The following is a 24105-nucleotide window of genomic DNA, read 5'->3' on the forward strand; positions in this document are numbered from 1 at the left end:
CAACATTTATTTGGTATTATATTTACCCTTCTAAATACAAGATTGTATGAATGATGCATTCATCGTTTCGTTCTGTCGCAGTGCAGTTACAAAAGCAAAAAAAGGAGGATTTCGATTTACCAGATCAGATGATCTTGCGGTGAACATCATCAAGGCATTACTTGCCAAGACCCCTCAACTGGATACCTCGCTCATAGATGATGTCATCGTTGGATGTGCAAATCCAGAGGGTGAGCAGGGATTACAAATCGGTAGACAAATAGCATTGCGGGCAGTGGGACAATCTACCCCGGGAGTAACTGTCAACCGCTACTGCGCATCGGGTCTGGAAACTATTGCCATAGCGACGGCAAAAATCAGATCAGGTATGGGAGAATGTTACGTAGCCGGCGGTGTAGAAAGCATGAGCCAGATTCCGATGGAAGGTTACAAACTCGCTCCCAATTATATGGTAGCCAGCGAGCATCCGGACTATATCATTGGTATGGGACTCACCGCAGAGGCGGTGGCAAAAAAATATAATGTGAGCCGAGAAGATCAGGATCTGTTTGCGCTTCGATCCAATCAGCTCGCCTCCAAAGCACAGCAAAATCATCTCTTTGACGACGAGATATTCCCGATTGAGATTGAAGAGACTTCAGTGGTCAATGACAAAAAGACGAGTCGCAAATCAACTGTAAAACTTGATGACGGCATACGAGCGGATACAAGTTTGGAGGCACTCGCTGCCCTCAAACCGGCATTTGCCCTGGGAGGTTCTGTTACTGCTGGTAACTCTTCTCAAACCAGCGACGGTGCCGGATTTGCCCTCGTTTGTAGTGAAAACATCGTCAGGCAGCTTGGCTTGCAAGCTCTGGGTCGCTTGGTCTCATGCGCAGTCGCAGGTGTGGATCCTCTCTATATGGGAATAGGGCCCTGCAAAGCAATACCAAAAGCGCTCCAGATGGCCAATAAAAATTTGTCCGATATCGATCTGATAGAACTCAACGAGGCATTCGCAGCACAATCACTTGCCGTCATTCGTGAAGCGGGTTTGGATCCTGATCGGGTCAATGTGAATGGTGGAGCTATAGCGCTTGGGCACCCCTTGGGATGCAGTGGGGCTCGCTTGACCATGACTTTGCTCGCCGAACTCGGTAGACGCCATCAGAAGTATGGCCTTGTTACCGCCTGTGTAGGTGGAGGTCAGGGCATAGCTGCAGTATTGGAACGATTGTAAGCCAATTTTCCGGTAAACAGGAATTGAAAATATATCCATTCGTTTCGCCATAGGCGTCACTCCTCATGACGAAATCTCTCATCTCCGACTTCGATTATATTAACGGACTTTTTTACCTGTAAAACAGCATGCTTTTAATTCTCCCTGAATCATTGCGAACGGAACAAGAGTATAAACCGGGAACCAATTTTTCTATCGGCAAATCCAATATCCGGTCACCTGCATTGACACCTTGTTTCAGACTACCCACAGATCGGCCTAAAATGTCGTGCATTGCAATATAAATCTGCCCTTCTTGTGCATTTTCCAGATACAACTTTGGCAATCCATCTTTACCGTCATATATGATATTCGCTTGAAATTCATCTGTAGAGATATCCTTACTTGCAAGCACCTGATCCTTCAATACAATATTGTCGATCCACGTTGCATCACCTATCCGAAGCTGATCATAATTCTGTTCAAGAATTGCAAAATTTTCGAAACAAAACTCAAACTCTTTTCCTGCAAATGCATCCAAACCTACTTCCTTCCTGAACACTTTTAAAGTGTCTTCTTTTGAAGCTAAAAACAAATTAGGAGATTGTTGTACTCCATCCACTGTGACGCGCAAAGTTGAAAAGAGTAAATGATTGTAATCCTTAAAATAAAATTCATGAGTCTGAATCACATTTTGTTTTAAGTCAAACTGTAATGTGACATGAGTCATATTTTCAGCATTGGCACAAATACAAATCCTGGAGCGATTGGCTTGATTTTTTGTCCAGATCTCACTTTCATCCCTTGGAGCATCGACCCTTTCTCCTTCAACATTAATATTTCCACCACTCATTCTAATAGAAGCAGGTCCCTCGATTGGACGATTATTGCCTACCGTAGCATTTGCGTTCAAACCCGGAATAATATTGAGTGTATCTCTGGCCTTCACGGTATTGAAAATTTCGAGTACAATATCTTTAGTCAATTCCCGCTTTCGCGTGAGATTTACGCGCAGTGTATCGTTAAATGGATTTGCATCCTTATTTTGATCCAAAAAGACTTTTACAGCAAGACTTGTGTAAGGTAAAATCTTAGTCAGGTCCAGGTCAAAATAACTCAAACTAGAATCCCCTCTGAATATAGTCTTTCCTAATTTCATAGATCCGGTGACGATCTCGCCATTGATGGATGCACCCAAGCTCACCGGTGAATTTGTAGTCAATGAATCACAGCCATTGTATTTGGTGTAAAAAAAACCGCGCAGCGGTCCTGATTCTTCACAGCCTAAATTAATTGCTCCAAAAGATGCTAGCTTTAACTGAGTATCACTATTTTTTGGATCGTACTTTTCGATTGATATGGTTGCAGTATCATTTTCCAAAAATCCATCGTTAGAAAATTGGTGATACACTTTCAAAACGTGTTTTCCTATTTTATCCAGATCAATGTTGACCGGTACATCAATTTCTAGACGATCACCAGCTTTAAGATCTTGATTCAACTCCATGGTATCTGTCCAGATAGTTGAATTATCGAGTTTGGCTCCCAGGTAAAAAATTGTCCCTTGTGGAATGACTCTATTGCAGTTTTCATATCGGAGCACATGAGTATATTTTTCGTTGGCTCCCAGATAACAGCTTGAATTGATGCTATTATTATTCTCTGCAAAAACATCGTAAACTTTGCCTGAATTTTGACTCAGTCCGACAGCATACCAAGCAGCCTGTACTGCACTTTCTTCTGCAGAACATTGACCGTACAATGCTTCCACAGCAAGCATGGAAGCTTCTACAGCATCATCATAATTTGATCTGCTGGTCAGATAAGCAGAATTCATCAGATATGCTATTTCTGCTGCTTTGTCCATTCCGATTTTAGCGACGTCTATCGTCTTTCCTATCTCATTCTTAGCTTTTTTTCCTTCTGTAAGTAAATAAAACCAATAGTTCAATACCCCACTATTGTAATGTACTCCACCGTTGTCTTCAGGTCCAAAAATCCAGTATTTTCCTTTGTAGTATTTTGGGCACTGATACAGGTTTGGATCAGAAAATGAACGCAAGCCGGAGTTGGCATTTGACTTCATCAATCCTGTGCCCAATGTCCACTGACTTGCAGTCGTATCGAAAACCCAGGTTTTGATGTGTTTTCCAAAAATATCTGACATGGATTCATTCAGTGCACCGGATTCGTTGAGGTATACCAAATTTGACGTATTGGAAGTCACACCATGGGTGATTTCATGACCGCAAATGTCCAGCAAAGTAAAAGGATGATATGTGGTTCGATCTCCATCACCGTAATTCATCGTCTGTCCATTCCAACTGGCATTATTCCAATTAGAATTGTAATGCACTAATGAATAAATCTTAAATCCATTATTGTCAATACTGTTGCGCTTATATTTTTGAAAAAAATAATCATAGGTTTTCTCCGCTCCAAAATGCGCATCTGTCGCAACTTCATCCAAAGCTCCGTTGACATTATTCCAGTAATTATCAGAATCCACAAATTCTTCAGAATCTTCGAAGCTGCTCGCGGTTTTGGAGTTGAGTGTGTGAACGCCATTTCCTCTGCTTTCATCTTTCAAAATGAATCGATCTGCTGCCAGACTATCAACGATAATTTTTTGAGTTCCTGCAAATTTTGTTTTAGCCAGACCTTCCACTTGAATAGTACAGATCTGATTTATTTTTTGGATGATCACACCATTTGAAGCATGAACATAAATCCATTCCCGAGCTTCAGGTTGAGTCGAAAACAAATCCAATTTATAGCACAGTTCGAACACTCCAGGAGTGACGAAATCAGCCCATACCAATTCAGGTTTTGGATAAAGACTTGCCTTTGAATTATTCTCCAATTCTTTTTGTCTGTTCTCAAGTTCAATATTTTGCCAGGCATATTCATTTGCCTGTCTGTCACCCATACCGATCTGAATCGCATCCGAAGGTGATATATTTATTCCTAGATCAGCAAAAACTGCATCCGGAATTTTACCATTCGAGTTTATAAAAATCTGACCACGCGAATGGACTATATATTGTGCGCCTTCAACGGGATAGCCTGAATAAATCATTTGAAATTTTTCATGCGTCAACCCGATGAAATCTTTCTCCTTGGATATGCTGATCATTTGAGTTCCTTCCTGGAGTTGCAAGAGTTGAGGCAGCATTGCGATGACATGATCCACATCCATCTGAGAATTTAATGGCCTGATGGTTTTTTTATCTTTTTGAATGGAGAATTCCGACCCTACGCTTTGAGCAGACAGCAACTGAATGGCTGCAAATGTGATCAGGATGATAGGCTTTAAAATTTTCATATTGATTTGCTTAATAGGAGAATATTTTATTCGTGAGACATACTAACTTGTTGATCATAATCTATCCCTTGTTTCGCGAGCTCAGTTTTTACTTGCCAGGCAAAAAAGACAAGATATCCAAAACAGGCTACAGTGATCCAATAACTATTGTGGATACCAATCGCCGGAAGGTCAGCCAGCTTCCCTTGTAATGGTGGAATAATGGCACCACCCAATATCATCATGATCAGAAATGCGGCCCCTTGTGTTTCTAATTTTCCAAGACCAGCAAGTGAAAGTGAGAAAATACATGGCCACATAATTGAACAGAACAAACCTCCACTCAAGAATGCATATATCGATACAATACCGCTTGTCATGATACCGATCAACATGGCAACGATTCCAAGTAAAGAAAATAACAAAAGTGTTGCCACGGGTTTACTCTGAGTCATGAAGAAAGCTGCTACCATTACAAGAATGCAGAAAACATAGTAATACAGTGCGGATACATTCTTTTGTGCGATAATATTGACCAACAAGACGACTATATATGCGATCAGAGGCACACCGAATGTCAACAAATTTCTGACTTTAGCGGATGTCTTATAAACAGGGATGGCCCCTGTCCAGCGACCTACCATCAGACTACCCCAATACATTGAAATATAAGGTGCAATATCCGCCGACTGGATGGACCCAAACTCAGGCCTGCGTAACAATTCACCCATATTACTTTGTATCGTGACTTCTACGCCTACGTACACGAAAATGGCTATCATGCCCAGGATGAGTTGAGGATATTTTAGTGCTCCCCAGCCTTCTGCATTCTGTGATGAAGCTATACGCGCTGTGAGCAAACCTATGATGACTGAAAGCAAAGCTGCAATCAACCACTTCATCCGATATGATTCCAATTCGTGCAGAGCATCCACGGTCAATCCGGCATCCGTTAATTTGTAACTATTGAACACGAAAAGAAAACAGATCACGAGCACTAAGGTGATGGCAATCATGAGAAACATCGCTTTTCTTGCCGGTTCAACAGTGCTGTCTTGAACCCCATCCGGTACTTTTTTTGAAAACCAAAACATGCCGGCGGCGATCAGAAAAAGCGCACCTACGCAGACATAAAGGATTACCACTTTATTCAAACTCAATGATTGGATCATGGTATCGCTGATATTTGGTGTGCCAAACAAGGCCAAGGCTACCACTATAGGGCCGATCGCAGTGCCGAATGAGTTGATACCACCTCCCAAAGTGATACGATGAGCTCCGCTAGCAGGATCACCCAATGTCAGAGCAAAGGGGTTAGCAGCGGTTTGCTGGAGAGAAAATCCCAGTGCAAGAATAAAAAAAGCTCCCAGAAACAACCCAAAACCTGAACCCGCATCACTCCACAACACAGCGAGTATCATGGCTATGGCACCCAATAATGAAAACAAGAGACCATACACGATACTCTTCTTGTAGCCCCAGGACGATACCACATCACGAGAGCTGATATTGGCCCAGATAAACAAGAGCAGCGCACCTATATAATATGCGCCATAAAATGCAAAATCAATGAGCTGACTTTGAAATTGATCGAGTTTAAAATAATGTTTGCAGAATGGTATAAATACTCCATTTCCGGCAGCTATGAAGCCCCAGAAAAAAAATACGGTGATCAATACAGACATTGCGCCATAGTTGGTTTGCTTCGTTTGCTCCATCGTATGAGATTAGCTTTAGCTGCCAAGTTAGTAAGATTCTATGAAATGCCTGTTCTCGCAATACGAATATTGCCTATCCCCTGTTTTCACAATACAAATCACCATGTGGGCATGTCCCTTGTCTGCAACAGACTGCGGGTCGCCCTCCTGCGGGGTTCGCTATTCGCTCCGTGCTTCCGCACCAAGCCCTTCGTCCGGTTCATGCTATAAACCGATCTTTGTTATTGAATTTTACTGGGAATTATCCAATCTGAAAATACAATGCTCAATTTTATACAAGATTGTATTGACAATTTGATTTTCATTACGACCTCCAAATCAATCATTGAATTACTGGTAGGATTTTAATTGTTTCTAAAACAGATCATACTCGCCTGTCTACCACCATACAAATCAAATAACCATAAAATCTGGCTTATGAAAATCTTCCGAGCACCATTTCTATCCTTTCCTTTAATTTTGATTTCCCATATGATCGGATGATTAGCTGGAGGCTTATGCTTCATTCAACACAGAATTAAATCGAAGGAATATTTTGTTAAAGCTTTGTACGTTATCCACAGGGCTTTATTGTAGTCTGTGTTTTGCTTTTTTTGAAGTATTCCAAAATTTCTTCTTTCGTCATTTTGGATAACTTCTCGCTCAATTTGTCTCGTTGTTGACGCATAAATTTTACAGCGTCAAATGTTTTTTCAGTCGTCTTCATATTTTTCAAATTCTCTAGGTGAACGTATTTCTAATTGTTTGTAACCTTTTTTTATGTTGATTGAGTTGTATCCCCTTATTCTTTCGATGTTTACTATATGTTTAAAGTTCCAACTTACTAAAAAGTCTGCTCGGTTAATAGTTGCCAAAGCAATGTGTAAACAGTCAGCAAAACTTGTGTGTCCAACAACTTTTTCAGCTATGTATTCTTTCGCTAAGTCCACTACTTCATCAGTTGTTTCAATAAACTCAGTTAAGTCGGCTTTAAGGTTTTTTACAAGGTCTTTTACTTTTTCAGGTGTGTTTTCAAGTTCGTCCTGCGTTACAGTTGAGTATAGAATTATGAATTCACCATCTTTAATTCTTTCAAACAGGGTAATTGTATATTCTTTAAACTCTTCATCAAAAAGTCCTCCAAAAACTGATGTGTCTATGTAAATTCTTTGTTTCACTTTTTATAATGACTTATGTCTCTCAAAGTTACGATTTTTATATGTTAAGTTGATAGGTTTTTCATCGTGCCGTTAACTTATTGCCTTGTGCAATGGCAGACTTTGAAAATACCATTTTTTTGTTTCTGAAAACATAGAATACCTTGATATAATTAATATATCCGAGTTTTGATGGCTAAAAGGCAACATTTTTTTAGATGGCCGAATAGTTCGCAGAATAATAAGCACTCCTACAGGCTTAATACAAGCCAATTCTTAGAAATGCTAAGGTCTTTCTTGAAAGCAGATGTCATTTTCGACCCGGACTCATGTCCTGGTTGTAAATCAGGTAAGATGATCCGAATATTGACCTTCAGCGCTAATACTTCGCAGATGATTTTCCACCTGCATTTGCAAAAACAGGAAGTCAAAACGAGTGAATCCATAATCGAGTCGATATACAATTGCCCCAATTTAAGAATCTAACTCGCTATATGCACCCACATTAAAAGAAATATAATCAAATTGAAGTACATGAAATCTTTTGAGTACCATTTCTACACTTTCCATAAATTTTGATTTCCCATATGATCGGATGATTAGCTGGAGGCTTATGCTTCATTCAACGCAGAATTAAATCGAAGGAAAGTTTCGTTCAATCCTTGTGTGTTATCGGTAGCTTTTCTTCCTTCGTTCAATGCTCGGTGGTTACAAGTTGTCGGCTACAAACTGTTGTGAAAAGCTTTTAATCATTTGCCTAACTTGTCTGAAGTGTTCTAAAATTTCTTCTTCTGTCCCTGTTGATTTTGCAGGGTCAGGAAAGTTTTGATGAAACATTTTTTTGGCTTTGGTCGGAAAGAACGGACAGCTTTCTTTGGCGTTGTCGCACACTGTTATTACAAAGTCGAAATCAATATTAAAGTATTCGTCAATATTTTTTGATCTGTGTTTCGAAATGTCAATGCCGTCCTCTTTCATTATGGCAATTGCTCTTGGATTTACTCCATGAGTTTCTACACCGGCACTAAATATTTCTGCTTTATCACCAGCGAAATGTCGCAAGTAAGCTTCGGCAATTTGGCTTCGACAACTGTTGCCTGTGCATAGTACTAATACTTTTTTCATACAGTCAGCCAAAGTAAGTTAATGATTGTAAACCTAGCATCAAATCCAAAGACAATATTTAAGAGTGTAATGCCAAACGTTATGACTATTGGCTTACGATATTTAATGATATACGCTTTCATAAGTTTAGCAGCAACCGCCTCCAGGTGTGCAACACCCTTGACTTGTTTCCAATTCGGTAAATTGTAGTTCTTTCGGTATTCCGCAATTGTCTTTGGCTAAACAGTCGGTTTGTTTTGCTGTCAGTAAAAAGTTTTCGTCTTGAAAGTCCAAACCGTATTTACCGATTGTGTCGGATTGGTATTCTACTTCAATTTCTAAGTCCTCGTTTCCGAATAGTTTTTGGGTGAGTTCAATAATTCGAAGAAGTTTATTGGGTTCTAATCTGTGGTCGGTGTCGTTTGCAACCCAAACTTGAAAGTTTATTACCTTTTCTTCTCTTACTGTCCCACCGCAGTCAATAAAGTATTTTGTGATTAGTCCTGCTTCTGTTAAGTGAAAATGTCTTGGAACATATATTCCGTTTGGTTGAATAAAGTTTACAGCGTTTAAATTATTCAAGTGTTGTTTGAAAGTTGATAGTTTCATTTTGTTTAATTTTTGTGTTAGCAACAATCAGTTTTTTTCTTTTTTAATTTGTCAGAAATGTTTGTGAAATAGCTTTGGAGTTTACTCAATGCTTTTTCGTCAATGCAGTAACAAATTGCGTTACCTTCAATGCTGCCTTTAATAAGTCCAGCGTTTTTGAGTTCTTTTAAGTGTTGAGAAACTGTAGGTTGTGCTAAAGGCAATTCATTAACGATGTCGCCACAAATGCAAGTGTCCACCTTCATTAAATACTCCATAATAGCAAGCCTTGCAGGATGTCCCAATGCCTTTGCGAGTGTCGCAATGGCATTTTGTTTGTCTGTAAAATGTTCTTTCTTTGTCGCTCCCATTTCTGATAATTAGATTGCAATATTACGATAAAGATTTGAAGTAGCAAGCTGTCCTGTGAAATAATTTATCAACTGTCAATTTATGAATTGTTTGGTCGTGGCCGTCGGTTGTTTTTAGTACCAACTTTCAGGTTAGCACTATCGTCATAGATTTACCAATAACGTGAGTATGGACACTGTACTGCCCTGCGTTGGCTTTGAGCGTTGAGCTTTGGGAAACATAGGCGACCATATGGAGTTCGAGGAAATATTCATTGAGAGTAGGCTATGGGACATCAAAGTAAATCAGTTCGGAAACGGGCGAAACTAATTCACCCTCTTTTGCCGTTGAACTTAAATAAAGCCGTGTAACCATATCCCCATGAGGGGATAAAAAACAAATAATATAATCGGTTTGATTGTCGCCATCTAACTGACCAAACCATTCCAATCTGTCAAATCCATATAGGGTTTCTCCAAAAGTTCCAACGCTTATTCCTGCATCTAACTTTTGCTTTTTATCTGTATTACCAACAACATAGATATCTGATACTTCTCCAATTTTAGTTTCACCATCTTTTACTTCCTTCGAAATTGGGTCAACCCAAAGCCGGGCAGCCTCAAAGTAAGCAGATTGTTCAATAGCGTCAGACAGTTCAGGAAAACTACCAACCAAAATTCCAGTTCTCAATTGGTTTTTGGAACCAATAATATAATCAAGTTCGTAGTTTGAGTATGCAGTCGTAACATACCGTTATTTCATTTTGTCCCCATCGATTGAAATAAAATGAGATAAACCGCTTATTTCATGTAGAACAGTATTACAACCTACCTGGGAAAGCCCGTACCAATGCCATTCATGGTTGTATTTAAATTCTGATTGGTAAGATACTCCTGCTCTCAATAAAATAAAATCACTTCGAAATTCTGGTTGATAGAATTGCTTAACCATCCCCAACCCACTATCCACAACATGATCCAAGTTTCTTATAAACCCGTCCCAAATCCAACCTACTTTGCCTTGGAGGTTAATTTTTAGCCAATATCCAGCACATAATGTTGGGGATGAATTAGGGTTTTTCTTCAAAATGCCCCGTGAAACCCATGAACCACAGTAAATCGAATCGTACTTTGTTTCGCTGATGTTGGTTTTAGAAAGAAGCCTACCAAATGGAATAGTATCAATTAGTTCACGATTATCAGGATGATCGTAAACAGGACAACCTTCTGGGTTTATGGAAACGAAAATCCGGTTTTGATTATCAGTATCCCATTGTGCCAAAACATCGTTTTGACCAAAAACACAAAGCAATCCTATTGCAAAATAACTATTTATTTTTTTCATTTTTTATCTATTGTAATTTCCACGAACGGCAGACTGTGAAAATACCATATTTTTTGTTTTCAACTGTAAAAAACACCTGGTAAAATTTCATATAACCGAATTTTAGACGTGATAAAGGCAACATTTATATAGACCGCGAATAGTTTGCAAAAAAAATAATCGTTCCCACAGGCGTAATACAAGCAATGCGGGAGGAAGGTAAGCATCATCAGGCAAACCTTCGTTCAGTTGCTTTAATGCATGTAACAAATACCTCCTAAAATTATTCCGCTTTTGTTTCTCTGCCAAGTAATCCGCTTGCTTCAAATGTTTCTTTAATCCACACATAGGCAACCTCCCAACCAAGTTCTTCAAGAACTTGCTGGGTTGCTGTTTCAACCAGTCCATCTTCTGAATATTCGTAGCTCATTTATGCTATCAAATAATTTCGTTTTGTGTTATACATCAGCAAATACCCTCTTTTGTTAGCATCGCTTAAAAAGGACCGACTTACCAAGGTTTCCATATAGGGTTGATTTTCTAAAAATGGATATATTAATTTATTAACTCTGCTTTCTGCTACACCTATTCTTTTTGCAAATTCTGTGAAATCACTTTTAGAAGGATGTTCGCTTTTTTTGTATTGTTCACTTTTAAATCCATCTGCAAATAATCCTTTATCCAAAGCAAAATCAGAATCATCTACATGCAGTTTTGTATTTACCAAATCATAAGCAGGGCTTAACAAGTAATCTCCTTTTGTTGATTCAAGCAGCGAAAAATTTTTTAAGTGTGCGTCACCATTTGAAAACAAGAAATTGAATACCACTAACGAAAAATATTTTTCTATTTCTACCCGCCAAGCTGGAACATATTTTTGTATCAACATTCCAACTTCTTCATAGCTGTATTCGTATTTGAAATTTGCTCCTGCATTGTCCTTTGTTTTTCCTGCTAGCGTTGCAAAATCTTCTTTGCCCCATTTGCTTCCATCTTCTTTTACATCAAATCGTTTTGTGATGTAGGCAGGCGAACCATTTTTGAAAAAAATCATGGCATTTTCTGCCGTGTTCAGTCCATACACCTGTTTAGCTATCTGCATAGTTAAATGTTCGTTGGCAGGAACTTGGTCTACTTTTTTCAAATCTCTTGGTATGGGTTTGAGTATGTAAGTGCCATGTTCCCCTTCATTTGTCAAACGCAATAAATTTTTTTCTAAAAGAAAACTCAATTTTTCTTGCACACCCGATATGGATATGCGTTTACGGTTTTCCATGAACTGCTCTGCAACTTCTTCGCTTTGCTGTGGTTGCTCATAGGGTAAAAGATGATTCACTTTTTTGCCATTGAACAAATTCCGTAAGCAACTTGGGCTATATGTGTTAAAACCTTCAGCCAAAGTTCCGGGACAATATTTCAACTCACCTAAATTCATTTTGCTGCAATTGGTTTTACAGTTATTGCTCCTATGGTATCGTATTGTGCGGTTGCCATGAGTAGCCCGAAATTGTCTTCTTCGTCAATTCTCAATTGTGTGCTTTGCAATTTTCTGTTTACTCCTTCGCTAAGCATGTTAAAGAAAAATGGAAACAAAAATTCGCTGCTGTATTCCTTTTGAGTTTTAGGAAGGGTTAAACTGATAGCAGGATTGGCTGCATCGTTGAAATAAATGTCGTCATACCTGAATACAAAATGCTGACGGTTTTCTTCTGTCAGTATTCCTGCTAATGTTCCGTTGCGATATATTTCCATTGCTCTCATTTATTCATGCTTCTTTTTACCTCAAGTGTTAGTTCCATACCCAATACTTCCGCCAGTTTATTCAAAACCTCCAATGAAGGATTGCCTTGTCCTCGCTCCAGTTTATACAAAGTGTTGGTGCTCACTTTTGCCAATTCAGCCAAGTGTGGTTGAGTAATACTTAACTCCTTTCTTCTGTTTCTTATGGTTACTCCAAGGTCTTTGACTAACATTATACTGTGATTTATGAGGCAAAATTAGCTTTCATTTTCCAATTAAGCAAATAAAATCACAGTATAATGTGATTTATGGTGTAATTTCTAAGGATTAAAAAGGCAAACCTTCGGAAATCACATTTTAGTGTGTTTTCAACTGTTCTCATACTGAAATAGAGTTAGCAAATAGCCTCTCGCTTTTTGAATGTCAGCATCACTGAAAATTTCTCTTTCCAATTTTGCTTTCCATTCTTTTTCGGTTTTGATAATTTGTTTTACTGATTTCACAGATGCAGAACTTTTTCTGGTTCTGCATATTTAGTTCTCGGGTTGAAAGGTACAACCGCTTTGCGTAAATAGTTTTGCATTTGATTTTCGGCATGGCGTTGAAACAGGTAAGAAAGTATGGTGCAACGTTTTCTGAGTCGTTCAACAAAGCTGTTATTGTTTGGTCTCCTTCAACTCTGCCTATGATTCTGTAACAAATAAAGATTTTCATCTGCGTCATATTATTGCTGTCGCTTTTTAAATGCCTTACAACGTCAGACTGTGAAAATACCATATTTTTTGTTTTCAACTTCATAAATCACCCGGTAAAATTTCATATCACCGAATTTTAGAAGTGATAAAGGCAACATTTTTATAGACCACCAATAATTTACTTAAAAAAATAAGAGCTCCCACAGGCTTAAAACAAGCCAGTTTTGAGAAAAATTAGGGTCTTTCTTGTGACTATTCCGGTAAGCAACTTACCGCCCGATTATCCAATAGTGAACTTTTTTTGGTGGTAACCCTTGCTCCGGATTATACACATCATGCCGGATATTTGTCACACCGAGGAAAAAAGCTGCGTTTAGCAAATTTGTATGATCAACTGATTTGCCATCACCAATGCCAAAAGTTGAAGTACCAGTTCATTTGCGCATGTTGATCAAAACAGGAATTGACATAAGTCTATGTCCCATCTGCAAAACTGGAAAATTAATCCTGATCAAAACAAGTATTTGCATCAACGGCATTTTGATCGATGTCAAGACCATACAAAACAAAGGCTCTCCATTAATAAACATCGACATTCCATGAAAATTACCCTAAATAAATATTGTTATACATTTACTTACAGAAAAATTAATGTAGATTTTTCTGTGGCGAAGCTATGCAAAAAACTAATAATTGTACTACTAAAAAGGTAAAAGCTTGACCAAAAAAACTCAATTGATATACTATGACACCTAAGAAGAGGTCTCGTTGAATATGAACGAATGAAGTCTTGAATTTTATTCAAGACCAGATGCATAGAGATGCATCTGATGAGAGAACTGAGAGACCCTTCTCTCAGCTTTATAGCAGAAAGCCCGTTGTAGTTTTATTTTATCATTATCTGTAAGTGACGATTAGCTTTTTATTGTATTTTTCCTTTGGACTTTCTTCTATACGGCTAAATGTTAGCGGCTGGCATATTTTAGTTTTGCATTTCTACTTTGTTAAGAGGTTGGTTAAAAAATAGTTCCAAATTGTCTATTATATTACTGTCAATGTTATCGTCAAATTTTCGTGCAAATAAATTATTGCCTTCTAAAAGAAATTTTACATCATCTTCTGTAAATGTTTTTGGTCTTAATTTTATATCTCCATCAGGTATCCAAATAATGGCTCTTTTGTCGTCATTAATAAGAACTCCGTCAAATGAAGTATTCATAAGCACTGTTTGAAAAAATGATTCGTCAGCAATTAGTGTATTTTTGTAGTAATCTTCAAACTTTTTAGCTTCTCCACTATTACAAATAAACTCACAACATTGTCTTGTCAAAATCATCCATTGTCCGCCAATATAAGGTACTACATCTTTTAAATAAGCCCTCTTATAAGTTATTTCACTAAAACCATCTGCTGTTTCTGTAAAATGGTTTTCAATTCTGTTCATTGTTTCAGGTCTTACAACCAACTGGTCAGCAATTTTTAGGAAGTTGTTTCCTTTGTTTTTTGTAAGATATTCTCTAATTATTTTTTGAGATTTTAATGGATAATCTTGTCCACTTAAATTGATAAAGAAATCCCATTCAAGATTTAATTTTAATAGATAATTCATTCCATTAAGTTCTGCTTGAACCATACTATATCCACCCCAAACAACATTTTCACTTTCCAAAATGTATGTACTTGGAAAATCGGTTAAAAAATCTTTTATGTCGTCATAAATTTCAATACTTGCTTTTTTGTCTAAATGAATTAAGTAATGATTTTCAGGGTGATAAAGTGCTTTGAAAAGTCGCTTGAATTGTTCTGGAAACCTATGAACCAAAATAAAATAGGCAATTGTTACTTGATTTGAAATTGCATTTTCTGCTCTACTGTCGCTGTCTGTCATATTATTTTTTGTTTATATTAATTGTGATATTAATTAGTTTCGGTTGTTTCGTAATGCTTGCCGCTAACATCTTTATCTACGCCATTATGGCGTATATATTTTATGGCGTAGATATCTTCTATGTGTGATGGGCTTTCTTTTCATTTTTTAAGGCAGTTTAGGACTTTGTGACAAAGTTATACAATTTGATTTGTCATTTAGTGGGAGGGTAGATTTTTTTCTATAGGTCTATATCTGCTGCCTGACAGCGAAAGAGGAATCCATTCCTATCCTGATTCGAGTGGTGTGCAGGCTGACTGCATTGCACTTTAATAGCTCAAAGTTCCCTTTAAACTTCTCAGACCTCCTTACGGCTCCGGTAAGCGCCCGGTATTGCGGTAGCTGAGGGTGGAAAATATTTATTGCTTGCCGCATCGGCAATGCAGACTAACTCAGATTAAAAAAAATTTACCCTTATCTACTGAACGCTAAAAATCTCGTCCAGCCACTTTCTCAATTCAAACTACTAATACAAGTAATCTTGCTAAATGTCAATTTTCGCATAGGTAGCATTCGCTTCAATATATTCACGACGCGGAGGCACATCGTCCCCCATCAGTATGCTGAAATAATGATCCGCAGCCATCGCATCTGTGATGGTGACTTTGGACAGTAATCTGCGATCGGGATCCATAGTTGTCTCCCAGAGCTGTTCTGCATTCATCTCACCGAGACCTTTGTAGCGTTGGATATGCACACTGTCTTCTTTACCCTTGCCGAGCTCTATCGTAAATTCCTTTCTTTCTTTCTCATTCCAGGCATATTTGAAGTCCTTACCTTTCTTGACCTGGTACAGGGGAGGTCGGGCGATATACACATGGCCGCGTTCGATCAACTCATACATGTACCTGTAAAAAAATGTCAACAATAAGGTCGTGATATGACTTCCGTCAACGTCGGCGTCGCACATGATAACCACCTTATGATATCGCAATTTGGCTGTATTCAATTTTCGCTCGCCATCCTCATCTTCAAAAATATGGACACCCAGTGCAGTAAACATATTTTTGATCTCTTCATTCTCGTAGATTTTGTGCTCCAGGGCTTTTTCGACATTGAGAATCTTACCCCGCAGTGGCAGTATAGCTTGAAAATGCCTGTTTCTGCCTTGTTTTGCAGTACCACCCGCTGAATCTCCTTCCACCAGAAATATCTCGGATTCCGATGGATCACGAGAACTACAATCGGACAGTTTGCCGGGGAGACCGCTTCCCGTCAACACATTCTTGCGCTGTACCATATCTCTCGCCTTGCGGGCAGCCTCCCTTGCTGTCGCAGCAAGGATCACCTTGTCTATGATACGTCTGGCTTCCTTTGGGTTTTCTTCAAGATAGCTGGAAAGTGCGTCGCCGACGATTCGGGATACCACTCCCACCACTTCAGAGTTACCCAACTCACCCTTGGTTTGCCCCTTGAACTGTGGCTCCGGGACCTTCACTGAAACCACCGCAGTCAATCCTTCCCGAAAATCCTCACCGGAAAGCTCTACTTTCAGTTTTGAAAACAAATTGTTGTCGTCTCCATATTGCTTGAAAACTCTCGCCAGAGCCCTTTTAAACCCATTGACGTGAGTTCCACCTTCTCTGGTATTGATATTATTGACAAAAGAGAATACGTTCTCCTGAAAGCCCGTATTGTACCTCATCGCGATTTCTACGTCGATATTGTCCTCTTTGCCGCGGATGACTATAGGATTTTCCACCAGCGGATTGCGGCCGGAATCCAAATAGTTGACGAACTCTCCGAGTCCACCTTCAGAATAAAACTCCTCTTCCCTGGCCTGACCTTCTCTCAGATCACGCAGGTATATATGCAGTCCGCTGTTGAGGAAGGAAAGCTCTTTCAGCCTGTGTGCCAGAGTGTCATACTTAAAGATCAGCGTTTCAAAAATCTCATCATCGGGCTTAAACAACACCGTAGTTCCCGTATCGACAGAGGTTCCGATCTCAGACACATCAGCTCTGGGCTTACCTCTCTCGTACTCTTGCATATATTTCTTGTGATCGCGCCTCACTTCTACCCTAACATAGGAAGACAATGCATTCACACAAGAGACACCGACTCCATGAAGTCCTCCAGAGACCTTGTAGGAATCTTTGTCAAACTTACCTCCGGCGTGAAGTACAGTCATGACGACTTCCAGGGCGGATTTCTTCAATTTCTCGTGCATATCCACAGGGATACCTCGCCCGTTGTCTTCAACTTGTATGGAATTATCCGAGAGGATAGATACAGTGATATGTGTACAATAACCGGCAAGATGTTCGTCTATGGCGTTGTCCACAACTTCCCAGACGAGGTGATGGAGACCTTTCTCATCGGTCGAGCCAATGTACATACCCGGCCTCCTTCGCACCGCTTCCAGACCTTCAAGGGCCTGAATACTACTGGCGCTATACTCCTGATTTTTACTCATGAATTGTTTTTTCTTTATGGGTGTGCAAAAATACATTAAATATGCCTAAAATTTGAATTCCTCCTGCACTTAATCGCTTAATTCTGAAACATTTTTATAACAAAAAAAAGCTCATCCGTTTGACCGGATTTTGTCGATTTTTGTATCGTGGTTATGGAATCTGATCTCATATTTTATGCTCGTGAATCCGACCTGGATTCGGTGGCAAAAAACATCTTAGACAAGATGATGCCTCCTGCCATCCTCCTGCTCTATGGTGAAATGGGCGCAGGCAAAACCACATTTACCAAGGCTATCTGTCGTGCTCTGGGATGTGAAGATGAAGCTTCCAGTCCCAGTTTCTCTATTATCTCAATTTACAATACGAGCCACAAGCTTTATGGCATTAAGCAAGTAGTTCATATGGAACTTTTCCGGCTCAGGTCATCCGCAGAACTTCGGGAATTAGGGATGGAGGAATATTTGTTTGGAGATTATTTTTGCATCGTGGAGTGGCCTGATCTGATAAAACCTTTGCTAAAAGAACAGGAATTTGTTGAACTTTGCATTGAGGTCCAAAATCCGGAGCTCAGGGTATTCCATCTAAAAAAATAAAAATGCCGGAGCAGTCTATATTTTCTCGCACCCAATTCAGCTTACAAACACAAACCGAAAGGCTGGCACTGAGTAAAGCAAATGCGTCCATTCGAATTGGAATACCCAAGGAGACAGGATTTAATGAAAAAAGAATCGCCCTCGTCCCTCAATCTGTGCTCAATCTGGTGGCAAGAGGGCATGAGATAGTCATTGAAAAAGGAGCAGGCTTATCCTCCAATTTTTCAGACCATGAGTTCGCAGAGGCCGGGGCCAGAATAGCCTCCGACAAAGAAACAGTTTATTCCAGTCACGTCATTCTCAAAGTTGCCCCACCCTCAGAGGAAGAGCTCAGCTACTTCAGACCCAATCAGATTCTGATTTCTCCCTTGCACCTTCCGGGCATGACTCCGGAATTCATCCAAACTCTGAGGCAGAAGCGAGTGACAGCCATTGCCATGGAATATTTACAGGCAGAAGACGGCACTTTCCCTATCGTGCGCATCATGAGCGAGATCGCAGGATTGGCAGTCATACATACCGGAGCAGAGCTACTCAGCGATCCCACCCGAGGTAAAGGTGTGCTGCTGGGAGGCATATCCGGTGTACCGCCAGCCCGTGTAGTAATCCTGGGTGCAGGTGTCGTGGCTGAATACGCTACCAGAGCTGCACTGGCACTAGGCGCAGAAGTACGCATTTTTGATGATAAAATCCATCGCCTGATCCGTATCCAAAACAGACTGGGCAAACAAATATTTACATCTTCCATGAATCCGGTAATATTGACTCATGAACTCTGCAACGCGGATCTTGCCATCGGGGCCATCCACTCTAAAACAGGGCGCACCACTATGGTAGTTTCAGAGGAAATGGTGATGAAAATGAGGCCCGGATCTGTCATTATTGACGTGAGCATTGACCAGGGAGGTTGCTTTGAAACGAGCCAGATGACTTCTCATGAAAAGCCAACCAGAATCATCCACGGAATCGTACATTATTGTGTGCCCAATATTCCCTCTAAAGTATCCAGAACGGCGTCAATCGGGATCAGCAATATCCTTACATCTATCTTACAGGAAGCAGGAGATACAGGAGGAATAGAGCCCCTGATTTACAATCACAAAGGTCTACGCAATGGAATTTACACATTCAAAGGTTGCCTGACCAACGAGTATTTAGCCAACCGATTTCAAATCAAGTACACCCAGCTGGATTTGTTGATCACATCGATCATTTGATCATAACTCCTGATTATCTCATTACTTACCACCCTTGTTGAGGATATTCAAAGCTTCAACTGCTTGCTGATTGGTAGGATCCAGAGAGGTTGTAAGTTCAAAGTAAGTCTTAGCCATGGCATTGTCACTCTGCTGCACGTAGTAATATGCCAGATAGTTGTAAGCAATGACTAAGTTGGCTTTATTTTTCTCTTTGTCGCTTCCTGCCAATTCTATGTATTTCTCATAAAATGGTTTGGCAAGAAATAAAGTATTATCTGGATCCATCCCACGATTGGCTCTGGCACGCATTAACCAGCCCTGTGCATAAGTTGGAGTGATTTCAAGCACTTTGGCAAAAGTGGAGTCGGCTTGTTGGTTGGCGTCCAGATTGTAATAAGCCAATCCAAGATAATAGAGCTCCGAATTATTCAGTTTGGAGCTGTTGGCTTTTTTCAGATACCAGTCCCGCGCTTTGTCATATTTTTTTGCATCATAGTTGGACTTGGCAAGCATGCCATAAATATCATCACTTTTGCTCGGTTCCATCTCAATGAGCTTTTCATAATTTTGCTCGGCAACTTCCATATTGCCAATTTTTGATGCAGCTTTGGCAAAATACTCGTAATCCGAAGGATAAGCTTTGCGAGTGGAATCTTTAGCTATTGCTTCGAACAATTTCACACTTTGATCATAGCTTTCCTGAAATTTATTCAGTTCGGAATAAGACCACGCTAACCAGCGATGTAAGGTATATTGCTCAGGATTAGTTGTGAGGATTGACAATCCTTCTTCAACGGCGCGCTCGTAATCTTTCGCCTGAAAACAGAGAAACTTGACCAGGCGCACTCTGGCATCGACATCAGTACCGGACAGACTCACGTATTTTTGAAGTATCGGAAGCACCTTCGTATACTTGTTCGTACGGATATAGAGTTCGTACAAATCTTTATAGGCAGGGGCAAAATCCGGTGATAAGGCAATAACGGACTCAAGGTTTTCGATCGCCTTGTCTGTCTGATTGCTCGACGACCAAATCCTCGCCATTTTGAGGTAAGATTCCGGATCGTTTTTATCTTTCGAAACAGCGGTTTCATAGCTGGTCATCGCATTTCCGAGATCTCCTTTGATATTGTAAGCGTCTCCGAGATGAGCCCAGTATTTTGCAATTGCCGGATTGAGATCCCGAGCTTTGGATTGGAATTCTATAGCGAGCTCTGCATTGGGCTTTTTGCTGTAGGTATAAGCATCTCCGACCATACTGTACAAAGCATGATTTTTGGAATTTCCTTTGAGCGCATAATCAAATTTCTTCCTGGCTTCCATCGCCTTACCATTGTCCAAATCTATCTTGCCTAAACCGATTTGACAGATATCACATTTGTTGTTCGCTTCCAGACCCTTATTGTAAGCTAAAGAAGCAGCTGAATAATTCTCCAGTGCGTAGTGTACTTCTCCAATATAATATTGGTAAATCGTATTCTTTGGATCTGAGACATTCAACTTCGAAAAAGTCAATAATGCCGCATTGTAGTTTTCATTTTCAAACTGCTTTATACCTTCCTGTAAAGTCTGTGACCCAAGCAAAAGTGGCAATCCAAACATTGCCAAAAGCGAGAATAATCTCGAAAAAGAGTTCATACCTGTTCGTTTTCTTTTAAAGTTTGCAAAAATAGATGATTTCATCTGATAAAATCTGAATTTTTAACTTTGAGAGTCATGCTCTTTGCTCATAGACATTAGTTTCTTATGAAACGTTTGTCCTCGCCTGTTAAGAATTCATTAAAACAATTATTCTACTACGTCCAGATTTTTCGATTTGATCTCGATCCATCTTTCAGACTGATATTTTGGCAAAAGGCCTGCTTTGAGTAAAATCTTCTGCCCTATTTCCCCTGCCATAAATGAAGCAAATCCTAGGCCAAGATCATTGCGACCACTTCTGGAAATGATGTAAAGATCTCGGGTGAAGGGATAGATTTTATCTTGAAGATTGTACTGGTAAGGGAACACAAAGCCTTGCTGAACAGAATCCATTGGTCTGGATACAGCCAGGAGTCGAACTCGGGATAACTCCTTCTTTGCCACAGGATCATCACTATCGCTCAATGCACTCCAATCGACAAGTCCAATGGCTTCAGGATGTGCTTCAACATAGTCAAAAACCTCTGACTTTGACTTTTTGGCGTATATATGAGAAGGGAGATTCTCAGACTGACATTTGTCCAACAATACATGCGCTATGCCGGAACGTGTATTTTCTATAACCAACTGTTTAAAATCAGAAAGTGGCTTGATACAGATGAACTCGAGCAATTTTTCATAAGTTAGCGCAGTATCCCGCGAGTTGGCTTTGTTGACGACAAAAGCGAGCGCCGAGGTACCCAGCGAGTATCTCCTGGGGACAATTTCTAATTTCTTAAAATAATCCAGTTCTTTTTGATTTAGATCCCTTGAAGTCACAATGTACTGTAAGCTGTCTTTCAAGAAGGTGTTGATCAGGTCAGTTTCTTCAAATGCCTGAAGATCCACCTGAGCATGATTGTAATTTCTCTCGAATATATCTTCCATCTGAACCATCAAGGACATCAATTCCTGATCGACACCTACGAGGATATGACCTTCTGTTGGTGTGCTCAGTGTTACTTTTGGCTTACATGAAGGGGTCATCAACATGATGGTGGTACCAAGTCCAAAGATATAAGCGAGGTATCTCAGCTCTTTCAAATGAGTTCTAAGTATTTGCAAATAATGGAACATAGATAAGGTAAACATTCACACTCCAAGCTTGTTTATTCCTCTAATTTTGGCTCAGCCCATTCATTTAAAAAGCTAATTAATATGTTTCCACAAGACGAATTTTACAAGTACGCAACCCGCCATCTAGGGATGTCAGGCATGCACCTTCAAAAATATATGGAACAATCAGTAACTGGAGCTCCTGACATCACCGATTTTACTCCACAGGTCATCGAAGAAAGACAGCTTAACGTTGTCGGTATGGATGTGTTTTCAAGATTAATGATGGACAGAATCATATTTATGGGTGTGCCTGTCAATGATTATGTGGCTAATGTGATCCAGGCACAGCTTCTCTTTTTGGATTCAGCAGATCCAAGACGCGATATCCAAATGTATATCAATAGTCCCGGTGGTTCTGTCATTGACGGACTTGGGATCTACGACACCATGCAATTTGTCAATCCTGATGTAGGAACGATCTGTACAGGTCTTGCTGCATCTATGGGAGCTGTGCTCCTGTGCGCAGGTGTCAAAGGCAAACGTACCTGCTTAAAACATAGCCGCGTCATGATACACCAGCCCAGTGGTGGTATGAAAGGTCAGTTTACTGACATGGAAATCTCCTATAATTTAATCAAGACCCTCAAAAAAGAGTTGTACACCATCATGGCAGAGCATACCGGCAAAACAGTCGAGAAGATCGAGCAAGATTGTGACAGAGACAATTGGATGACAGCTCAGGAAGCTAAAGACTACGGTTTAGTGGACGAGGTTCTCGTCAAAGGCAAAAAGAAAGCGGTGTAATGGCAAAAAGAAAGCAACGTCAATATCGATTTTGCTCCTTTTGTGGAAGAGATGAAAGTGTACTCCCGCAAATGTTTGAAGGGGCAGAAGATACGTACATCTGTTCAGATTGTGTGAGTCATGCCAATTCCTTATTGATAGAAGATGAGCAACAAGGCCTCAAACCACCCAAAAGCAGAAAGTCATTCAATCAAAAATTATCGGACCTGAGTCCGGTCCACATCAAACAATATCTGGACCAGTACGTCATAGACCAGGATGAAGCAAAAAAGACCTTGGCAGTAGCGGTGGTAAACCATTATAAAAGATTGGTATCAAAAGGCAATTTCGATGATGTAGAGCTTGAAAAGTCCAACGTCCTGTTTATTGGCCCTACCGGAACCGGTAAGACTTTAATGGCCAAGTCTATAGCTAAATTGCTGGACGTACCTTTTGCAATAGTAGATGCTACTTCGTTCACACAAGCTGGATATGTTGGAGAAGACGTGGAGGGTATGTTAAGTCGTTTATTACAGGCCTGCGATTACGATGTCCCTTCTGCAGAGAGGGGAATCATATACATCGACGAAATCGACAAAATAGGTAGAAGAGGTGAAAATCCCTCGATCACAAGAGATGTCTCAGGCGAAGGAGTACAACAAGCCATGCTCAAGATTTTGGAAGGAGCGGAGGTGAATGTGCCTCCTGCAGGAGGCCGAAAGCATCCAGAGCAGCAGTTCATTAAAGTGAATACTCAGAATGTTTTATTCATTTGTGGAGGAGCTTTTGACGGTTTAGAGCAAATCATTGCAAAACGTCTGAATACTCAGGTTATCGGATATCATAACGTTTCTGCTCAAGATGAATCAAAGGATAGAATCATAGACCAGGTAAGCCACCAGGATGTCAAAAAATTTGGCTTGATTCCCGAACTTTTGGGAAGGCTACCGGTCATTGCTTCACTTCATACCCTGGACAAGAGCGCTATGGTGAGAATACTAGTCGAGCCCAAAAATGCAATCGTCAAGCAATATCAAAGATTGTTTGAACTGGATGGTATCAAATTGCATATCCATACGGATGTTTTGGAGAAAATGGCAGAAGTTGCGATTGAAAATAAGTTGGGTGCCCGGGGATTGAGATCCATCTGTGAAACATTGTTTCGTGAAAGTATGTATTCTCTTAAAGACTCCGGATTTCGTGGAACGCTACAAGTGGACATGGACTATTTCAATGCTCATTATTTGTTTCCTCAGAAAAAAGTCTCCTGAATAAAAATTTAGGGTATAT

22 protein-coding genes are annotated in these 24105 nt (G+C 40.0%); 6 read left to right on the plus strand and 16 right to left on the minus strand.

The genetic code is table 11. The features are described 5' to 3' along the window. The first annotated feature begins 46 nt into the window (after positions 1-46). A complete protein-coding gene (locus IPI99_01475; protein ID MBK7339179.1) occupies positions 47-1219 on the plus strand; it encodes a thiolase family protein in 1173 nt (390 codons plus the stop codon). Positions 1220-1331: 112 nt separating this feature from the next. On the opposite strand, the gene IPI99_01480 is transcribed toward IPI99_01475, so the two are convergent. The 12 genes from IPI99_01480 to IPI99_01535 all read right to left on the minus strand — a co-directional run bounded on the left by IPI99_01480 (position 1332) and on the right by IPI99_01535 (position 12695). Beyond that, a complete protein-coding gene (locus IPI99_01480) occupies positions 1332-4523 on the minus strand; it encodes a M4 family metallopeptidase (GenBank protein ID MBK7339180.1) in 3192 nt (1063 codons plus the stop codon). 26 nt (positions 4524-4549) lie between these two features. Continuing rightward, positions 4550-6220 (minus strand): MFS transporter, encoded by a 1671-nt coding sequence (locus IPI99_01485; protein MBK7339181.1) that lies wholly within the window; start codon positions 6218-6220, stop codon positions 4550-4552. A gap of 692 nt (positions 6221-6912) precedes the next feature. Then, positions 6913-7377: a type II toxin-antitoxin system VapC family toxin gene (locus tag IPI99_01490; protein ID MBK7339182.1), complete on the minus strand. Its 465-nt coding sequence runs from the start codon at positions 7375-7377 to the stop codon at positions 6913-6915. 687 nt (positions 7378-8064) lie between these two features. Further along, positions 8065-8481: an arsenate reductase ArsC gene (locus IPI99_01495; GenBank protein ID MBK7339183.1), complete on the minus strand. Its 417-nt coding sequence runs from the start codon at positions 8479-8481 to the stop codon at positions 8065-8067. Between the two features lie 126 nt (positions 8482-8607). After that, a complete protein-coding gene (locus IPI99_01500; protein ID MBK7339184.1) occupies positions 8608-9069 on the minus strand; it encodes a hypothetical protein in 462 nt (153 codons plus the stop codon). Between the two features lie 17 nt (positions 9070-9086). After that, the gene (locus tag IPI99_01505; protein MBK7339185.1) at positions 9087-9419 is read right to left on the minus strand and encodes a winged helix-turn-helix transcriptional regulator; all 333 of its coding nucleotides are present in this window, start codon (positions 9417-9419) and stop codon (positions 9087-9089) included. A gap of 265 nt (positions 9420-9684) precedes the next feature. Next, positions 9685-10089: a hypothetical protein gene (locus IPI99_01510; protein MBK7339186.1), complete on the minus strand. Its 405-nt coding sequence runs from the start codon at positions 10087-10089 to the stop codon at positions 9685-9687. Between the two features lie 63 nt (positions 10090-10152). Next, entirely contained in the window at positions 10153-10743 is a 591-nt protein-coding gene (locus tag IPI99_01515) for a hypothetical protein (protein ID MBK7339187.1), read from the minus strand. 262 nt (positions 10744-11005) lie between these two features. Further along, entirely contained in the window at positions 11006-11152 is a 147-nt protein-coding gene (locus IPI99_01520; protein ID MBK7339188.1) for a hypothetical protein, read from the minus strand. Beyond that, positions 11153-12157 carry a HipA domain-containing protein gene (locus IPI99_01525; protein MBK7339189.1) on the minus strand — a complete coding sequence of 335 codons (1005 nt, stop codon included), beginning with the start codon at positions 12155-12157 and terminating at the stop codon, positions 11153-11155. It lies immediately after the preceding gene. Beyond that, entirely contained in the window at positions 12154-12483 is a 330-nt protein-coding gene (locus tag IPI99_01530) for a HipA N-terminal domain-containing protein (GenBank protein ID MBK7339190.1), read from the minus strand. The genes IPI99_01525 and IPI99_01530 overlap by 4 nt, the downstream gene beginning before the upstream one ends. After that, entirely contained in the window at positions 12480-12695 is a 216-nt protein-coding gene (locus IPI99_01535; GenBank protein ID MBK7339191.1) for a helix-turn-helix transcriptional regulator, read from the minus strand. Before IPI99_01535 ends, IPI99_01530 begins: the two co-directional genes overlap by 4 nt. A gap of 873 nt (positions 12696-13568) precedes the next feature. Here IPI99_01535 and IPI99_01540 point away from each other — a divergent pair. Further along, positions 13569-13760 (plus strand): hypothetical protein, encoded by a 192-nt coding sequence (locus tag IPI99_01540; protein MBK7339192.1) that lies wholly within the window; start codon positions 13569-13571, stop codon positions 13758-13760. A 379-nt stretch (positions 13761-14139) separates the two neighbouring features. Here IPI99_01540 and IPI99_01545 read toward each other — a convergent pair whose 3' ends face one another. Both IPI99_01545 and gyrB read right to left on the minus strand, forming a co-directional pair. Beyond that, positions 14140-15045, minus strand: a complete 906-nt coding sequence (locus IPI99_01545; protein MBK7339193.1) for a glycosyl transferase — start codon at positions 15043-15045, stop codon at positions 14140-14142. Between the two features lie 523 nt (positions 15046-15568). Further along, positions 15569-17500, minus strand: coding sequence for a DNA topoisomerase (ATP-hydrolyzing) subunit B (gene gyrB, locus IPI99_01550; GenBank protein MBK7339194.1), 1932 nt, complete (start codon positions 17498-17500; stop codon positions 15569-15571). A 153-nt stretch (positions 17501-17653) separates the two neighbouring features. On the opposite strand from gyrB, the gene tsaE reads away from it, so the two are divergent. Then, complete coding sequence (gene tsaE, locus IPI99_01555) at positions 17654-18094, plus strand: tRNA (adenosine(37)-N6)-threonylcarbamoyltransferase complex ATPase subunit type 1 TsaE (GenBank protein ID MBK7339195.1); 441 nt, start codon at positions 17654-17656, stop codon at positions 18092-18094. Positions 18095-18096: 2 nt separating this feature from the next. Then, positions 18097-19311, plus strand: coding sequence for an alanine dehydrogenase (locus IPI99_01560; GenBank protein ID MBK7339196.1), 1215 nt, complete (start codon positions 18097-18099; stop codon positions 19309-19311). 21 nt (positions 19312-19332) lie between these two features. Here the strand turns inward: IPI99_01560 and IPI99_01565 are convergent, their stop codons facing one another. Both IPI99_01565 and IPI99_01570 read right to left on the minus strand, forming a co-directional pair. After that, a complete protein-coding gene (locus IPI99_01565) occupies positions 19333-20931 on the minus strand; it encodes a tetratricopeptide repeat protein (protein ID MBK7339197.1) in 1599 nt (532 codons plus the stop codon). A 150-nt stretch (positions 20932-21081) separates the two neighbouring features. Further along, positions 21082-22050 carry a substrate-binding domain-containing protein gene (locus tag IPI99_01570; GenBank protein ID MBK7339198.1) on the minus strand — a complete coding sequence of 323 codons (969 nt, stop codon included), beginning with the start codon at positions 22048-22050 and terminating at the stop codon, positions 21082-21084. An 81-nt stretch (positions 22051-22131) separates the two neighbouring features. On the opposite strand from IPI99_01570, the gene IPI99_01575 reads away from it, so the two are divergent. After that, entirely contained in the window at positions 22132-22836 is a 705-nt protein-coding gene (locus tag IPI99_01575; GenBank protein MBK7339199.1) for an ATP-dependent Clp protease proteolytic subunit, read from the plus strand. Next, positions 22836-24086, plus strand: coding sequence for an ATP-dependent Clp protease ATP-binding subunit ClpX (gene clpX, locus IPI99_01580; GenBank protein ID MBK7339200.1), 1251 nt, complete (start codon positions 22836-22838; stop codon positions 24084-24086). The genes IPI99_01575 and clpX overlap by 1 nt, the downstream gene beginning before the upstream one ends. The last annotated feature ends 19 nt before the right edge of the window (positions 24087-24105 follow it).

The organism is Saprospiraceae bacterium (genome assembly GCA_016710235.1).
GTDB lineage: Bacteria > Bacteroidota > Bacteroidia > Chitinophagales > Saprospiraceae > Vicinibacter.

Bases quoted from the DNA above. Each gene is read 5' to 3' on its own strand.
- IPI99_01475 (MBK7339179.1), top strand. From the start codon at position 47: ATGAATGATGCATTCATCGTTTCGTTCTGTCGCAGTGCAGTTACAAAA.
- IPI99_01480 (MBK7339180.1), bottom strand. From the start codon at position 4,523: ATGAAAATTTTAAAGCCTATCATCCTGATCACATTTGCAGCCATTCAG.
- IPI99_01485 (MBK7339181.1), bottom strand. From the start codon at position 6,220: ATGGAGCAAACGAAGCAAACCAACTATGGCGCAATGTCTGTATTGATC.
- IPI99_01495 (MBK7339183.1), bottom strand. From the start codon at position 8,481: ATGAAAAAAGTATTAGTACTATGCACAGGCAACAGTTGTCGAAGCCAA.
- IPI99_01500 (MBK7339184.1), bottom strand. From the start codon at position 9,069: ATGAAACTATCAACTTTCAAACAACACTTGAATAATTTAAACGCTGTA.
- IPI99_01505 (MBK7339185.1), bottom strand. From the start codon at position 9,419: ATGGGAGCGACAAAGAAAGAACATTTTACAGACAAACAAAATGCCATT.
- IPI99_01515 (MBK7339187.1), bottom strand. From the start codon at position 10,743: ATGAAAAAAATAAATAGTTATTTTGCAATAGGATTGCTTTGTGTTTTT.
- IPI99_01520 (MBK7339188.1), bottom strand. From the start codon at position 11,152: ATGAGCTACGAATATTCAGAAGATGGACTGGTTGAAACAGCAACCCAG.
- IPI99_01525 (MBK7339189.1), bottom strand. From the start codon at position 12,157: ATGAATTTAGGTGAGTTGAAATATTGTCCCGGAACTTTGGCTGAAGGT.
- IPI99_01530 (MBK7339190.1), bottom strand. From the start codon at position 12,483: ATGAGAGCAATGGAAATATATCGCAACGGAACATTAGCAGGAATACTG.
- IPI99_01535 (MBK7339191.1), bottom strand. From the start codon at position 12,695: ATGTTAGTCAAAGACCTTGGAGTAACCATAAGAAACAGAAGAAAGGAG.
- IPI99_01540 (MBK7339192.1), top strand. From the start codon at position 13,569: ATGCCAAAAGTTGAAGTACCAGTTCATTTGCGCATGTTGATCAAAACA.
- IPI99_01545 (MBK7339193.1), bottom strand. From the start codon at position 15,045: ATGACAGACAGCGACAGTAGAGCAGAAAATGCAATTTCAAATCAAGTA.
- gyrB (MBK7339194.1), bottom strand. From the start codon at position 17,500: ATGAGTAAAAATCAGGAGTATAGCGCCAGTAGTATTCAGGCCCTTGAA.
- tsaE (MBK7339195.1), top strand. From the start codon at position 17,654: ATGGAATCTGATCTCATATTTTATGCTCGTGAATCCGACCTGGATTCG.
- IPI99_01560 (MBK7339196.1), top strand. From the start codon at position 18,097: ATGCCGGAGCAGTCTATATTTTCTCGCACCCAATTCAGCTTACAAACA.
- IPI99_01565 (MBK7339197.1), bottom strand. From the start codon at position 20,931: ATGAACTCTTTTTCGAGATTATTCTCGCTTTTGGCAATGTTTGGATTG.
- IPI99_01570 (MBK7339198.1), bottom strand. From the start codon at position 22,050: ATGTTCCATTATTTGCAAATACTTAGAACTCATTTGAAAGAGCTGAGA.
- IPI99_01575 (MBK7339199.1), top strand. From the start codon at position 22,132: ATGTTTCCACAAGACGAATTTTACAAGTACGCAACCCGCCATCTAGGG.
- clpX (MBK7339200.1), top strand. From the start codon at position 22,836: ATGGCAAAAAGAAAGCAACGTCAATATCGATTTTGCTCCTTTTGTGGA.